The organism is Herbiconiux aconitum (assembly GCF_024979235.1).
In the GTDB taxonomy this organism is placed as follows: domain Bacteria; phylum Actinomycetota; class Actinomycetes; order Actinomycetales; family Microbacteriaceae; genus Herbiconiux; species Herbiconiux aconitum.
In genome coordinates this window covers 1199022-1215323 of sequence record NZ_JANLCM010000002.1, presented here as the reverse complement: position 1 = coordinate 1215323, position 16302 = coordinate 1199022, and the positions used below count along the sequence as shown (strand labels likewise).

General features: G+C 71.1%; 5 protein-coding genes. 2 read left to right on the top strand and 3 right to left on the bottom strand.

Annotation, left to right across the window (positions count from 1 at the left end):
• Positions 1-168 precede the first annotated feature (168 nt).
• Together N1027_RS17175 and N1027_RS17170 are read left to right on the top strand one after the other, a co-directional pair.
• Complete coding sequence (locus tag N1027_RS17175; protein ID WP_259509440.1) at positions 169-5511, top strand: family 78 glycoside hydrolase catalytic domain; 5343 nt, start codon at positions 169-171, stop codon at positions 5509-5511.
• The gene (locus N1027_RS17170; RefSeq protein WP_259509438.1) at positions 5508-11816 is read left to right on the top strand and encodes a family 78 glycoside hydrolase catalytic domain; all 6309 of its coding nucleotides are present in this window, start codon (positions 5508-5510) and stop codon (positions 11814-11816) included. The genes N1027_RS17175 and N1027_RS17170 overlap by 4 nt, the downstream gene beginning before the upstream one ends.
• 253 nt (positions 11817-12069) lie before the next feature.
• Here the strand turns inward: N1027_RS17170 and N1027_RS17165 are convergent, their stop codons facing one another.
• From N1027_RS17165 to N1027_RS17155, 3 genes are all read right to left on the bottom strand, one after another.
• Positions 12070-14037, bottom strand: coding sequence for a dipeptide ABC transporter ATP-binding protein (locus N1027_RS17165; protein WP_259509437.1), 1968 nt, complete (start codon positions 14035-14037; stop codon positions 12070-12072).
• Positions 14038-14243: 206 nt separating this feature from the next.
• Positions 14244-15098, bottom strand: coding sequence for an ABC transporter permease (locus tag N1027_RS17160; RefSeq protein WP_372499760.1), 855 nt, complete (start codon positions 15096-15098; stop codon positions 14244-14246).
• Positions 15099-15336: 238 nt separating this feature from the next.
• The gene (locus tag N1027_RS17155; protein WP_259509434.1) at positions 15337-16272 is read right to left on the bottom strand and encodes an ABC transporter permease; all 936 of its coding nucleotides are present in this window, start codon (positions 16270-16272) and stop codon (positions 15337-15339) included.
• Between the last annotated feature and the right edge of the window lie 30 nt (positions 16273-16302).

The following is a 16302-nucleotide window of genomic DNA, read 5'->3' as shown; positions in this document are numbered from 1 at the left end:
GCGCCGTGATAGGTTCGCCAAAGTTGGGGGACGTTGAATCGATTCACTGCGCCTCCGACGGTGCTTGGCCCCTCAGCCGGCACCGACGTACTCGACGAAGAGACGCAGGAGACGACGCCGTTCATGAAGTCCAGTAGCTCACACCGGGCATCCACGAGATCGGGAACCGTGTCGACTCTCCGGGCTTCGGTCGCCGGCGTCGCGGTGGCTGCCGTCGCCATCGGCGGCCTGTTGTTCGCCGCGACTCCCGCGTCGGCCGTCACGTCGACCACCGGGTCGGGCGCCGCCGCGACCGCTCCGCGCGTCGCCTCCGGCCCCCTCGTCACCGACGACCTCCGCACCGACGCCCGGGTGAACCCGCTCGGAATCGACGGCGACGCGCCCGTGCTCAGCTGGAAGAGCACCTCACCCGATCGCGGCGTCATCCAGACCGCCTACGAGGTGCGGGTCGCGTCGAGTGAAGCCGCTCTGGCGAGCGCCGACGTGTGGCAGTCGGGCCGCGTGGAGTCCGCCGAGCAGCTCAACGTCGTCTACGGCGGCCCGGCCCTGGCGTCGCAGACCCGCTATTTCTGGCAGGTGCGCACCGAGAGCAACCTCGGTGCCTCGTCGGAGTGGAGCGCGCCGGCCTGGTTCGAGACCGGCCTCCTGGCGGCCGACGAGTGGCAGGCCGACTGGATCGGGGGACCGGACCCGGCCGCCCAGCTCGACCGCTGGTCGGACTACACCGCATCCGTCGACTTCACGATGGACAGCCTGGTGCTCGGTGTCTACGCCCGCGCCACCGATCTCTCGAATGCCTACATGTGGCAGCTCAGCGTGGCCGACGGCACGCCGCGCTTCCGCCCGCACGTGAAGGTGAACGGCGGATACTCGCTGCTCGAGAGCAAAGACATCTCCGCGTTCATCTCGAAGGATGCGCTCACCACCGGAACCCACAACGTCAGCATCACCTTCGACGGCAGCACCATCACGACCCTCCTCGACGGCAAGCAGATCGACCGGCGCACCGACACCCGCCACAGCGAAGGCTACGTCGGATTCCGGCAATCGGTCGCCCAGGAGGGCCCTGAGGAGTCGACGATCCACAAGATCACCGTCACCTCGCCCCAGAACGGCGTGCTGCTCGACACCGACTTCAGCGACGGCCGGAACCCGTTCACCGGGGGCACGCTGGTCGCCGGCGGCCTCAAGGTGGGCGCGCCCACCGAAGCGATCTTCCGTGCCGAGCCGTCGGAGCCGATCCTGCGCAAGGACTTCGACGTGGCCACCGACGCCAAGACCGTCACCTCGGCCCGCATTTACGCCGCCGCCCGCGGCGTCTACGAGCTGAGCCTCAACGGCCAGAAGGTGGGCGATGAGGAGCTCGCCCCCGGCTGGACGGACTACGACGAGCGAATCGACTACCAGAGCTACGACGTGACCGGCCTCGTGCAGGGCGGCGCCAACACCCTCGGCGCGATGCTCGGCGACGGCTGGTACGCGGGCAACATCGCGAGCTTCGGCACGGGAGTCTGGGGCACCGAGACGTCGGTGATCGCGCAGCTGCGCATCGACTATTCCGACGGCAGCTCCGACGTCGTGGCCACCGATGACAGCTGGAAAGCCTCCTACGGCCCGCTGGTCGAATCCGACATCATCATGGGTGAGCGCTACGACGCCACGCGCGCCCAGCCCGGCTGGCAGAGCCCCGGATTCGACGCCGCAGACTGGTCGCCGGTCACCGTGGCCGACGCCGCGGCATCCGACGCCACCGATCTGCTCGAGGCGCAGAGCGACGAACCGGTGCGTGTCACCGAACAGCGCACCCCCGTCAGCGTCGCGGAATCGGCACCCGGCACCTGGATCTACGACCTCGGCCAGAACATGGTCGGCGTCGCCCAGCTGCAGCTCACCGGCACCGCGGGCTCGACAGCCACCATCCGCTACGGCGAGATGCTCAACCCCGACGGCACGCTCTACACCGCGAACCTGCGGAGTGCGAAGGCCACCGATTTCTACACCTTCGCCACCACGGGCACCGAGACCTACACACCGACCTTCACCTTCCACGGGTTCCGCTACCTTGAGGTCACGGGCGTCGCGACGCCTCCCACGCTCGACCAGGTGACGGGCCTCGTCTGGGGTTCCGACCTCACCACGACCGGCAGCCTCGAGACCTCCAGCGCCATGCTCAACCAGCTGCAGAGCAACATCACCTGGGGTCAGCGCGGCAACTTCCTGTCGATTCCCACCGACACCCCGGCCCGCGACGAGCGACTCGGCTGGACCGGCGATATCAACGTGTTCGCCCCCACCGCGAGTTTCAACCAGGACACCCTCGCGTTCCTCAGCAAGTGGCTGGTCGACCTCGGCGATTCGCAGCAGTCCAACGGCGACCTGCCCGGCGTCGCTCCGGTGGCGGCCGCGTGCTGCAGCGGCGGAACCGGTTGGTCGGATTCGGGCATCACGGTGCCGTACACGCTCTGGAAGAGCTACGGCGACACCCGGGTGGTGCGCGAGAACTACGCCATGATGAGCACCTTCATGGAGTACGTGGAGTCGTCGACCGGCCCGAGCCTCATCCGTTCGAGCGGTGGCTACGGCGACTGGCTGCACCTAAACGATCCGACGGACGCGAGCCTCCTCGGCACCGCGTACTACGCCTTCATCTCCGACCAGATGAGCCAGATGGCCGCCGCGATCGGCGAGACCGCCGACGCCGCCCATTACGCGACGCTCGCGAGCGATGTGAAGGATGCCTTCGCGGCCCGCTTCATCGCCGCCGACGGCACCGTGCAGGGCGGCAGCCAGGCTGCCTACGCCATCGCCATCGGCATGGATCTCGTGCCCGAAGGCCTCCTCGGCAAGGTGGGCGACATGTTCGTCGCGAAGATCGCCAGCCGCGACTACCACCTCTCCACCGGCTTCCTCGGCACCCCGTGGCTGCTGCCCGCTCTCACGAAGACGGGGCATCAGGATGTCGCGTACCGCCTGCTGAACAACGACACCTACCCCTCCTGGGGCTACGAAGTCGCCTCCGGCGCCACCACGATGTGGGAGCGCTGGGATTCCCTGCGGCCCGACGGCACTTTCGGTGACGTCAGCATGAACTCCTTCAACCACTACGCCTACGGCGCCGTCGGCGACTGGATGTACCAGAACATCGGCGGCATCCAGGCCACGGATGCGGGCTACAAGACCTTCGCGATCGCTCCGTCGATCGGTGGTGGGCTCACGCACGGCAAGGGCACCTTCGAGTCGGTCTACGGCACGATCGCCTCCGACTGGACGGTCGAAGGCAGCACCACGAACCTCGCCGTGTCGGTGCCGGTGAACACCGCGGCGACGGTCACGATCCCGGCGGCGAACCGGTGGGCCGTGACCGAGGGCGGTCTGCCGCTCAGCCAGGTTCCCGGCCTCACCGCCGTGTCGGCGGAGAGCGGCTCGGTCACGGTCGCCGTCGGCTCCGGTTCCTACGCCTTCTCCTCCGACCCCGCGAACAGCGGGATCACGGTCGAGGTCGTGTCGTCGACACCCGCGTCGCTGCCGGGTGAGAGCGTCGGCGGCACGGTGCGGGTGAGCAATACGGGCACGACGCCGGTCACCGGATTCTCGGCGGCGCTGACGGTCTCGGGCCCCGGCTCCGGCGAGCTCGCCGCCGCGCCGGCCACCCTCGCCCTCGACACGGTGGCCCCGGGCGAGACGCAGGAGTTGCCGTTCACGGTCGCGCTCCCGGTGGTGCTGCCGGTCGGCGACGTCACGGTCTCCGCGGCGGTCGACGCCACGGTCTCCGCCGAGTCGCGGCACTTCGAGGTGGCATCCACCCTCGTCACGGTCACTCCGGCGGTGAGCTTCGGCTCGATCACCACCACTCAGCAGGGTGCCGCGGGTGCGTCGCCCGAGACGGCCCGCGTCGACGCGGTGCTCGCCAACGCGGCCCGCACCGCGATCACGGGCACCCTCGTGGTGGATGCTCCGAGCGGCTGGCCCGTGCCGATCGCCTCGCGTCAGGTCACGATCCCGGCGGGCGGCACGGTGCCGGCCTCGGTGACCGTCGCCATCCCGCTCACGGTGAACGCGGGAGCCGCGAACCTCACCGTGCGCTTCGTGGCCGACACCGTGACGCTGGCCTCGACGGGCACGAGCACCGACATCACGCTGGCGACACCGCCCGCCGACCCGACGGACCACGTCGATCTCGGCGACGCGCCTTCGGAGCAGGCGCACGCCGTGACCTCCTCAGGCAACGGCGGCACCTCGAGCGAAGCGGGGCTCTCGCGCCGCTACTCGGGCCTCGGCGTGGTGGGATCGTGGTTCCAGTTCGACCTGAAGGTCACCCCGAACGAGCCGTTCCTCATCCGAGCCATCGAGACCTACGACCAGGCGCAGGTGAAGTCCTACGACATCCTCGTCAACGGCACCCCGGTGAACACGCGCCTCAACCAGCGCGTCGAGAACACGGCCGGACTCGCGACCTACCAGGTGCTGGTTCCGGATGACGGAACCCTCACCTCCTCCGGAACGGTCACCATCCGGATGCGCTTCAACGGCATCGGCACACACGATCCGTCGGTGGCGGATGTCTGGACCCTTCCGGTGCCGGGCGACGCCGTCGCCCCCTCGGTGATGCTCGACGTGTCGAAGGCCGGCGCGAACGGCTGGTACCTCGGCGGAGCCACCGCGACGCTGCGAGCCGACGACGCCCGCAGCGGGGTCGACGACATCGAGTACCGCCTGGGCTCCGGTGCCTGGACCGCGTATGAGAACCCGGTCGCGCTGCCCGAGGGCAGCACCGAGTTCTCCTACCGCGCCACCGATGTGGCCGGCAACGTGAGCGAACCGGTCACCGAGACCCTGCGGGTCGACGCGACCGAGCCCACCACCTGGGGCTGGCTGAGCAGCGGTGCTGCCGGCGAGCGGGTCGTGGCCTTCGGCCAGGACGGCGGATCGGGCATCGAGTCGATCGAGTTCTCACTCGACGGCAGCCAGTGGGTAACCGGGCTCTCCGACCTGGCAGCTCTGGATGCGACGCCCTCGTCGGTGCAGCTGCGATCGGTCGACGTGGCCGGCAACCGCGGCGAGGTGCTGACCCTCGCACCGGTCGCCACACCTCCGGCGCTCACGATCGAGCCCGGCCAGAGCGCGATCGTGCAGTCGAGCGGCTACCAGCCAGCCCAGAAGGTGCGGGTCGAACTGCACTCCGACCCGGTGCTGCTCGGCATCCCGGTAGCCGACTCGGTGGGCGTGATCTCGGTCTCGGTGCTCATCCCGGCCGACCTGCCGGGCGGCGAGCACAGCCTGGTGTTCACGGTCGTGGCCGACCCGGGCACCGACCCCGGAACGGACCCCGGTACCGACCCCGGCACCGGTCCCGGAGCGAACCCCGGGACCGGCGACGGTACCGTGACGATCCCCGCCACCGTGCTCGCGAACACCGGAGCGACCGTGCTGCCCTTCGTCATCGGCGGAGCGCTGCTGGTGCTGCTCGGTGGCCTGGCGGTCGTGCTCGTGCGCCGCCGACGCTCCGCATGACCCCCATCGATCGACGACGATTGGAACTCCTCGCTGTGAATCTGTCTCCTCGCCGCCTCCGTCCCGGCCTCCTGGCCGGGCTCGTCACCCTCGGTTTGGTGGTGAGCGGCGCTGCCGTTCCCGCCGCCGCGTTCGGGGCCTCCGGCGCGCTCACAGGTGCGCCGGCCGCCACTGCGCCGGCCGCCGGTGTCTCCCTCGGCACGCTGGAGGTCGAGAACCGCAGCGAGCCGCTCGGCATCGACGTCGCTGCTCCGCGGCTCTCCTGGGTGACCAGCTCGGCGGCGCGTGACGTCACGCAGACGTCGTACCGCATCCGCGTGGCCACCACCGAAGCCGACCTGGCGAGCGGCGCGGTGTGGGACAGCGGGGTCGTCGCCTCCGACGCCTCGACCGCCGTCGCGTTCGGGGGAGCGGCCCTCGCGCCCGCCACCGACTACGTCTGGCAGGTCGACGTGGAGACCTCGGCCGGCGCATCCTCGGCCCGCTCCACCTTCTCGACCGGTCTCTTCGACGACGCCGACTGGGCCGGGAGCGCCTGGATCGGCAACGCCCGGCACGACGCGAACGACGCCGTGTCGGTGCAGGGATCGAGCTGGATCTGGACGCCCGAAGCCGGTGCGCCCTCCGCACCCGCCGAGCCGCGCGCCTTCCGCAAGACGCTCGTGTCGCCCGCCGGACTCGACCCCGTGTCGGCCGAGATCGTGATCACCGCCGACGACTCGTACACGCTCTGGCTGAACGGCGAGGAGCTCGGCAAGACGACCGGGGCCGTCAACGAGTGGCAGGGGGCGAAGCTGTTCACGGTCGATCTGTCCGAGTCGGACTCCGACCCGGTCGTCGCCGTGCGCACGAACAACGGGCCGAACTCGCCCGCGGGTCTTCTCGCGGCCATCGAGGTCACCTACTCCGACGGCAGCGCGAAGGTGTTCCGCACCGATGCGGACTGGAAGGCTGTCAAGGTCGTGCCGTCAGGCTTCGAGGCCGCCGGATTCGACGACTCGGCCTGGCCGGCCGCTGCCGTTCAGGCCGTCTACGGCTCCGGGCCGTGGGGCTCGGGCGTGCGCCCGCCGACCCCGCCGGTCGCACCGGCGCCCCTGCTGCGCAAGGAGTTCACGGTCGACGGCGGTGCCGCGGTCGCCTCCGCGAAGTTCTATGTCGCCGCCGGCGGCTACGCGAACGTGAGCCTGAACGGCGCACCGATCAACGACGAGATCCTCTCGCCCGGCTTCACCGACTACGACGACCACGCTCAGTACACGGTGACGGATGTCACCACCCAGCTGCAGCCCGGTGCCAACGCCATCGGCCTCGAACTCGGTCGGGGCTTCTACGGCATGACCAACCCGAACGTGTGGAACTGGCAGAGCCCGCCGTTCCACGACGAGCCCGTGGGCCGCGCGCTGCTGCGCATCCAGTACACCGACGGCACGACGAAGGATGTCGTGACCGACGACAGCTGGAAACTGCACGACGGCCCGACCCTGGTCGACGACCTCTACGGCGGCGAGCGCTACGACGCCCGCAAGGCGCAGCCCGGCTTCGACACCGTGGGCTTCGCCGCCCGCGGCTGGGTCGCGGCCAGTGAGGTCGCAGGGCCGAAGGGCGAGCTGATGAACCAGCAGCAGCAGCCCATCCGCGTGACCGAGGAGCTGCCGGCCGAGTCGGTGACCGAGGTCGCCGACGGCGACTACGTGGTGAAGTTCCCGCGCGTGCTCGCGGGCACCGTGCGGTTCACGGCCGAGGGAGCGGCGGGCACGAGCATCCGTGCGCAATACGGCGAGAAGTTGCTCGCCGACGGCCGGCCGAACTTCAGCAACAACGGCGGATTCGCGAACGGTTTCCAGACCGATACCTTCACCCTCGCCGGCACCGGTACGCCGGAGAGCTGGGGCGGAAAGTTCTCGTACAAGGGCTTTCAATACATCGAGGTGACCGGCTGGCCGGGCGGAGAGGCGCCGAGCGTCGACGCCTTCACCGCACTGGCGTTGCACACGGATGCGCCGGAGACCGGCTCGTTCGAAAGCTCCGACCGCATCATGAACGAGACCCACCGCGCCGTGGTCGACACGTTGCTCAACAACATCCACTCGATCCCGACCGACACGCCCATGTTCGAGAAGAACGGCTGGACCGGCGACGCCGCGGTGGGTGCCGAGATGTTCCTGATGAACCTCGACACGCAGAACCTGTTCGAGAAATGGATCGGCGACATCAACGACTCGCGTGACGCGGCCGGTGCGCCGCTCGTCATCGCGCCGAGCTCCGACCAGTGGGGGCAGTGGGGCGTCGCGACGCCGTGGCACTCGGCGTACATCCTCATCCCGTGGTGGCTCTACCAGTACGGCGGCGACATCCAGGTGCTCGAGAAGTACTACGACGGCATGAAGGGCTATGTCGATCTCGAATTCGGCCGTTCGCCCGGCGGAGTCGTGCCCGACAACCGGCTCGGCGACTGGGTGAGCCCCGAAGCGAGCCCCGCCGGTGGCAATGCGCCCGAAGACTCGCGGGTCAGCGGCACGGCCTACCTCTACACGATGCTCACGTCGATGCAGAAGACGGCGAGCCTGCTCGGCAACGCGGATGACGCGGCGCACTTCGCCGCGAACGCTGCCGTGGTGAAGGAGGGCTTCAACAAGGCGTTCCTCGACCCCGCGGCGGGCTACTACCGCGGTTCGGGCGACAACGGCTACCGCCAGACCCACAACGCCCTCGCGCTGGCCTTCGACCTGGCGCCCGACGCGGAGACCGCTCAGCGGGTGGCCGACAGCCTCGCCGCCGACGTGGTGGCGAAGGGCGACAAGCTCAACACCGGCTCGCTCGGCTCGAAGTACCTGCTGCCGATGCTCACGCAGTACGGGCACGCCGATCTCGCCTACAAGGTGGCGGTGCAGACCGAGTACCCGAGCTGGGGCTACATGATCGAGAACGGCGCCACCACGATGTGGGAGCACTGGTCGCTCGACGCGCGTTCGCGCGGACACTACTTCCTCGGCACGGTCGACGACTGGTTCTATCACGACGTCGCGGGCATCCGCTCGTCGGAGACCACGGGCTACCGCGACATCACGATCGCGCCGGCGGTGACCGACCAGCTCGCCTGGGCGAAGGCCACGACGCAGACGCCGTTCGGGCCGGTGAGCACCGACTGGAAGCGCACCGGCGACACCCTGACGCTGGCCACGCACGTGCCGGTCGGGTCGACCGCCGTGGTGCACGTGCCGGCGGCGAACCGCTGGGCCGTCACCGAGGGCGGACGGATGCTCGACCAGGTCGACGGCGTGCGTTCGGTCTCCGAGGCCGACGGCTCGGTGCTCGTCACGATCGGATCGGGCGACTACTCCTTCGTGGTCGACGACCGCGCCGAAGCCGTGGGTGCGGTCATCGACCGCATCGACGCGCTCGCGGCCTCGATCGACGCGGCGCTCACCGCCGGCGCCATCGACGCCGCTCAGCGCGACGAGGGTCAGGCGCTCGTCGCCGCGACCCGCTCGCGTGCCGCCGCCGCGCTCGACCTCGCGGGCGGGACCGACGACGTCGCAACGGCCCGAGGACTCACCGAGGCGCTCGCAGCGCTCGACGCGATCGATGGGCCGGACGGGTGGATCGAGCGACTCGGCGACGGTTCCGGCGGTTCGGGCGGTTCCGGCGGCGATGGTGCCATCTCGGCGATCGCGGTCGCGGCCGCCGCCGTGCGCACCGAACTCGGTGTCACCATCTCGACGCTGCTGCACGTCACCGCAACGGCGACGCCGGCGCGCGCCGGGTTCAAGCCGGGCGAGGCCGGGGCCGTCACGGTCGCCGTTTCCAACGGGGGCACGGCCGAGATCACCGACGTCCAGGCGTCGCTCGAGGGTCTCGACGAGGGCTGGGCGGTGGAAGGCGACCCGACGCCGATCGCAGCCTCCGTCGCGGCCGGTGCCGAGGCATCCGCCGACCTGGGCTTCACCGTGCCGCTCGGCCAGGTGCCGGGTGCGGTTCCCGCGTCGGTACCGCTGGGCTACGAGTTCGCGGGCAGTGCCATCGCGCTCGCGCTCGACGCCTCCGTCGGGGTGGACTCGCCGGTGCAGTTCTCGAGTGTGACGCTCGATCCGTCGACGGTCGCCCCGGGCGGGGTGGCCGAACTGGTGGCGGTCGTGTCGAACTCGGGCACGCAGCCGGCCGCCGGGCACCTCGAGGTATCGGTGCCGTCGGGGTGGGCGGCTCCGCTGCCGACCGCCACGCTGATCGTTCCGGGCGGGTCGGAGGCGACGGTGCGGGTCCCCGTGGCGGTTCCGCTCGCAGCTGCGAACGCCTCGAGCACAGCGCAGTTGACCGCTGACTTCGTGCACGAAGGAACGATGTTCGCGTCTGCCCAGGCGTCGCTGACGGTGACGCTCGCGCCGCTGCCCGCGATCGTGTACGACCACGTCGACCTCGGCGACAGCGCGTCGGAGCAGGCGCACGGCCTCACGGCGTCGAGCTCCTCGGGCACGAACTCGGAGGCGGGGCTGACCCGCCGGTACGCCGGGCACCTCACCGACTTCTCGTACTTCGAGTTCGACACGGCGGTCAAGAAGGGCTCGCCCTTCCTGCTGCGTGTCACCGAGACCTACGACCGCGCGCAGACCAAGAAGTACAAGGTCTACGTAGACGGCGAGGAGATCACGACGCGGCAGTTCAGCCATACCACCGGGGTCGGAACCGAGACCTACGAGCTGGTGGTCGACGCATCCCACGCCGCCGGCGACACCGTGCGGGTGAGGTTCGAGAACCTCGACGACCACGCCTTCTACGACCCGTCCATCGCCGATGTCTTGACCCTTCCGGTTCCGGCCGACACGACGGCTCCGCAGGTGGTCGCCACCACGACTCCGTCTGCGCCGAACCCCGCTACCGGCTGGTTCACCAGCGCTCCGGTCGGGGTCGCGATCGCGGCGCAAGACGACCGCGGAGGCGACGCGGCGATCTCGGCCGGCACCGATGGTGGTGCGCTCGCGCCCTACACCGGGCCGCTCTCGTTCGACGCCGACGGCGCCCACACGGTGTCGTTCCAGGCCCAGGACGAGGCCGGAAACACCTCGGCTCCGCAGACGGCCGGCGTGAAGATCGACACCAGGGCGCCGGAGACCACGGCGACGCTCGGCGACGGATTCGACGGCAGCGTCGCATCCGGGCCCGGCACGGTCGACCTGTCCGCCACCGACGCGACGTCAGGGGTCTCCTCGACCTCCTACCGCGTCGCTTCGGGCGATTGGCAGACGCTCGACGGCACCTCGGTCGTGGTGACGGAACCCGGTGCTTTCACCCTCGAGTTCCGGTCGACGGATGTCGCGGGCAACGTCGAGGAGGTCGGTTCGATCTCGGGTGAGATCGTGATCCCCGACACCACGGCCCCCGTCGTCTCGGCGTCGATCTCGAACGAGGGATTGAACGGCTGGCACCTCGCGGGCGCGGAGCTCACCCTCACCGCGACCGACGATGAGACGCACTCGCCGACGGTCTCCTATCGTCTCGGTGACGGAGACTGGGCGGCGTACACCGCCCCGGTCGCCCTGCCGGAGGGCGTCGTGACCGTGCAGTACCGAGCGAGCGACACTGCCGGCAACGTCAGCGCCGCGGTCTCGGTGGAGTCGCGCGTCGACGGCATCGCGCCGACCGTGTGGGGCTGGCTCTCGCCGAGCGGACGGGTGACGACGGTGGCGACGGATGCCGATGCATCCGCCGGTTCGGACTCCGCCTCCGACGCGGGCTCGGGCATCGCCCGGGTGCAGTACTCGCTCGATGGCGACGCCTGGATCGACGGGCTTTCCGCTCTGATCGCGCAGGGGGCGTCGCCGAGCTCGGTGGTGCTTCGGGCGGTCGACCTCGCCGGCAACATGGGTTCGGAACTCACGCTGACGCGATCGGAGACGCCCGCGGCGCTCACGGTCACTCCGGGTGCGAGCATCCTGGTCGAGGGAAGTGGATTCCTGCCGGGACAGACGGTGCGCCTCGAGCTGCACTCGGAGGTCGCGGTGCTCGGCACGGCGGTCGCCGACGCCCGAGGAGTGGTCGCGGCAGTGGTGACGGTGCCGGCGGATTTCCCCGGCGGCGAGCATTCGCTCGTGCTGGTGGCGGTCGCGGCCGACGGCGGCGACAGCGGCGGTTCGGACACCCCGGGCGGCAGCGTGACCGTGCCGGCCGACGTGCTGGCGTCGACCGGGTTACCGGTCTGGTCGCTGGCGCTCGGTGCGGGCCTCGTGCTGGCGCTCGGTGCGGTGCTGCTCCTGGTGCGTCGCGCGCGGCGCTCGGACGCCGCCCCGGGCGGCCGCCACTCGGCCGGGTGACGTTTCGGGAGGAGGAGCGTGCAACGAAGCCCTCAGCCGGGCCTCGTTGCACGCAGCTCCTCCCGAAAAGCGCGCCTGCGGGCGCCGTTCTTCCTCCGCGTCGTCGCGGAAGCCGCCCGCGCTGTCTTCGGCCGAGGGCTGAACTCCCCGTTTCGGGAGGAGCAGCGCGCAACGAAACCCGTATACGGGCCCGGTTGCGCGCTCCTCCTCCCGAAATGCACGCGTCCCGCCCGAAAAGCGTCCGGGCCGACAGTCAGCGGGTCGTGAGGCGCGGTGCTGCCGCGAGCAGGGCCTGCGTGTACGGATGCGCGGGGCTTGCGAACACCGCGGCGGTCTCGCCCTCCTCCACGATCCGCCCGTCTTTCATCACCGCGATGCGGTCACTCATGTGCTGCACCACTCCGAGGTCGTGCGAGATGAAGAGGTAGCTGAGGCCGTGCCGCTGCTGCAGTTCGTCGAAGAGGTCGAGGATCTGCGCCTGGATCGACACGTCCAGCGCCGACACCGGTTCGTCGCAGATCAGCACGGCCGGATCGGCGGCGAGGGCGCGAGCGATGGACACGCGTTGCCGCTGTCCGCCCGAGAGCTCGAGCGGCCGGCGCTCGAGCACGCTGCGCGTGAGCCCCACGTCGTCGACCAGCTGGGCGATGGATGCGAGGGGCTCGCGCATGCTCGTGGTCGCACCTGCACCTGCGAGCGGGTCGGAGTGCGCGTCGCGCCGCCCGCTCCGCGCATCGGCCAGGATCTGTTGCACCGTGAGGCGCGGGTCGAAGGAGGAGAGCGCATCCTGATACACCGCTCCGAGCCGGTTGCGGCGCGGGCGGCGCTGTCGCTCGGGCAGGGGTGCCCATGGCTGCCCGTCGAGGGTGACGGTGCCGGCGTCGGGCGCGGTCAGCCCGAGCACGATGCGCGCGAGCGTGGTCTTGCCCGACCCCGACTCGCCCACCAGTCCGAGAGTGGTGCCGCGTTCGAGCACGACGGACACGTCGTCGACCGCCACCCGCTCTACCCCGCGCCCCGCACCCCGGATCGGGAACGCCTTGCGCACCCCCCGCACTTCGAGCACCGCCGTCTTCCCGCCGGTAGCGGGCGGGACGACTCGTCCTGAAGTGGGCAGGTCAGCCCCGTTTTCGCCCGCTTCGGGACGAGTGGAATGGGCGAAAGCGGCGGCAGGCGCCGAGGGGGCGCTCAGGCGCACGCGACGAGGGACATCCGTGGGCACGGCGCGCAGCAGCGCCCGCGTGTACGCGTGCTGCGGGTCGCGGAGCACCGCATCCGTCGGACCCGACTCCACCACGCGGCCACCGCGCATCACGAGCACGTCGTCGGCGATCCGCGACACCACCGCGAGGTCGTGGCTGATGAACAACAGGGCCGTGCCCCGCGCCTTCACTGTCTCGAGCAGCGACAGGATCTGCGCCTGCACCGTCGCGTCGAGCGCCGTCGTGGGTTCGTCGGCGATGAGCACCGGCGGATCGGCCGACAACCCCGCCGCGATCAGTGCCCGCTGCCGCAGGCCACCCGACAGCTCGCCCGAGCGCTGACCGATGCGCGACGCCGGATCGGGCATCCCGACGGAGTCGAGCAGTTCGAGCACCCGCGCCTGCCGTTGGGCCACCGAGAGCGTCGTGTGGAGGCGCAATCCGTCGGCGATCTCGCGCCCGATCGGCCGCAGCGGGTCGAGCGACACCAGAGCGTCCTGCACGATCAGTCCGATCTGCCGCCCCCGGATGCGCCGCCACGCCGCCGCCGACATTCCCCGCCCCGCGTCCCCCCGCCCCGCGTCCCCCCGCCCCGAGCGGTCACCCGGGCGGCCGCCTTCTGCGTCGCCGCCGCGCCACCCGCGATCGCCCTCCTGTGCGTCCCAGCCGCGCCCCTCCCGCTCGCCGCGCCCATCGCGCTCACTGCGCCCCTCCCGATCGCCGCGCCCATCGCGCTCGCCACGCCCATCGCGCCCGCCGGATCTCCCGGCGCCTGTGCCCTTCCCACCCGGCCCGAGCACGGATGCGCCCAGCACGTCGAGCGCCTCCGCCGACTGCCATGACCCCGCGCCCGCCAGCCCCACCAGCGACCGTGCGGTGACGCTCTTGCCTGATCCGGACTCCCCGACGATCGCCAGCGCCCGCCCCGCGTGCAACTCGAACGACACCCCGTCGACGACGGGCACCGAATCGCGTCGCCCGAACCCCACCCGCAACTCCCGCACCCGCACGAGCGGCACCCCGGACCTGCCGCCGGACCCGCGGCCGGATCCGCGGCCGGACTCCCGGCCGCCCCGCTCCGCCCCCGTCCGCCCCGCGCCGCCCGCTCCCGACGGAGTTTCGGCACCGTTCCCCGAAACGACGGAGTCTGAGTCCGCATTTCCGCCGAGCCTCCGTCGATTCAGGGCGTCGCCTCCCGGCAGCGCCCCTGCGCCCGAACCGCCGCTCACCGCGCACCCCGCCGCTGCAGAGCGCGCCCGAGCACCGTCGTGGCCGCCGCGCTCAGCACGATCGCGAGGCCGGGGAAGAACGTCATCCACCACGCCGTCGTCACGTAGTTCTTGCCGGCGAACAGCATCGCGCCCCACTCCGCCGCGGGCGGCTCGGCCCCGAGCCCCAGGTAGCTGAGCGCCGCCGCCCACACGATCGCCTGCCCCACACCGAGCGTCACGAGCACGAACACCGGCGCCACCGCGTTCGGCAGGATGTGCCGCGCCAGAATCCGCCCCCGCGATTTCCCGAGCACCACCGCCGCCTCCACGTACGCCGACGACGCGACCGCCCGCGTCTGCGAACGGATGATCCGCGCATACCCGGGTGCCGTCGCCAACCCGACCGCGATGGTCGACGTCACGATCCCCGGCCCGTAGACAGTGATCACGAGCAACGCCAGCAGCAGCCCCGGAAACGCGAAGAGCACCTCGAGAAAACGGCTGACCCCGAAATCCACGATCCGTCCGCCGAGTGCGGCCGCGGTGCCGAGCACGAGGGCGAGCAGGATGCCGATGGCCGTCGCCGAGACGCCGATCACGAGCGAAGGTGCCGTGCCGTGCACCACGCGGGTGTAGACATCGCGGCCCGATTCGTCGGTGCCGAACGGATGCCCCCACCCCGGCGCCTTGAACGCGTCGCCCGGGTCGATGGCGAGCGGGTCGCCGGGCGCCAGCAGCCAGGGGAAGAACGCCGCCACGAGGAGCAGCAGCAGAAAACCCACCGCGATCCACTGCCCCACTCCGAGCGCGCCGAAGAACCCGCGCACCCCACGGGCTCTTCCGAGGCCGCGCCCGGACGCGGCACGCACGTCCTCCTCGCGCGTCGCGCCGGCGCCGGCACCTGACTCGTGAGGCGGCGCCCCTCCTGCAATGACACTCGTCGGCAGAGTCATACGCCCCCCACCTGCCTCGCGCCGTTCGAAAACGACGGAGTTTCGGCGCGAATGTGCCAAACGAAGGAGTCTCGCTCCGCTTTGGGTGCGGAACTCCGTCGATACGGCGCCGACGCACCCGGGCGCAGTCGGCCGCGTGCATCCCTCGCCCCGCTCATGAGGCCCTCACCCGCGGGTCGGCGAGCCGGCTCGCGGCATCCGTCGCCACCGTCATGATCACGTACCCCGACGCCACCACCAGCACCACGCCCACCACCAGCGGCACGTCACGCAGCTGCACCGCGTTCAGCAGCGTGCGTCCGAGCCCCGGCCGCGCGAAGATCGTCTCCACCACCACGGCTCCCGAGATCAACCAGCCGAAGGCCCAGCCCGACAGCGCGATGCCGGGGAGCGATCCGTGCCGCAGCACGTGCCGCCAGCGCACCCCGTTCTCGCCTTCGCCACGCGCCCGCGCCGACAGCGTGAACGGCGCCGAGAGGGCATCCAGCACGGATTCGCGCATCACCTGCCCCAGGAATCCCGCCAGCGGCAGCGCCAGAGTGAGCACAGGCAGCACCAACCCCGAGGGCCCGGCCGTGCTCACCGCCGGAAGCCAGCGCAGCGTCGTGCTGAACACCAGCACCAACACGGTCGCCAGCCAGAAGTGCGGCACTGCGGCGGCCACGATCTCGAGCGCCGACCCGACGGCGGCGGCGACGCGCCCGCCTCGCGTCGACCACAGCGCCAGCCCCAGCGCGATCACCCACGCCACGATCAGGGCGAGCGCCGCCAGCAGCAGCGTGCCACCGATCTGCGACCCGATCACCTCGATCACCGGTGTCTTGAGCGAGTAGGAGGTGCCCAGGTTTCCCGTCGCGAGCCGGCCGAGCTGCGCGAAATACTGCACGAGCAGGGGCTGGTCCAGCCCGTACTCGGCCCGAACCTGGGCGAGCGCCTCTGCGCTGGCCTGCGATCCCGGCCCGCCGAGGATGGCCTGAGCCGGGTCGCCCGGGATGAGCCGCAGCCCGAAGAAGGTGAGCGTCGCCGCCGCCCAGAGCACGAACACGGCACCGCCCAGTCGCAGCAGCACCCACCGCACCGAAGACCCCACGCGGGCACGCCGAAACCCCCGGCCCGCCGA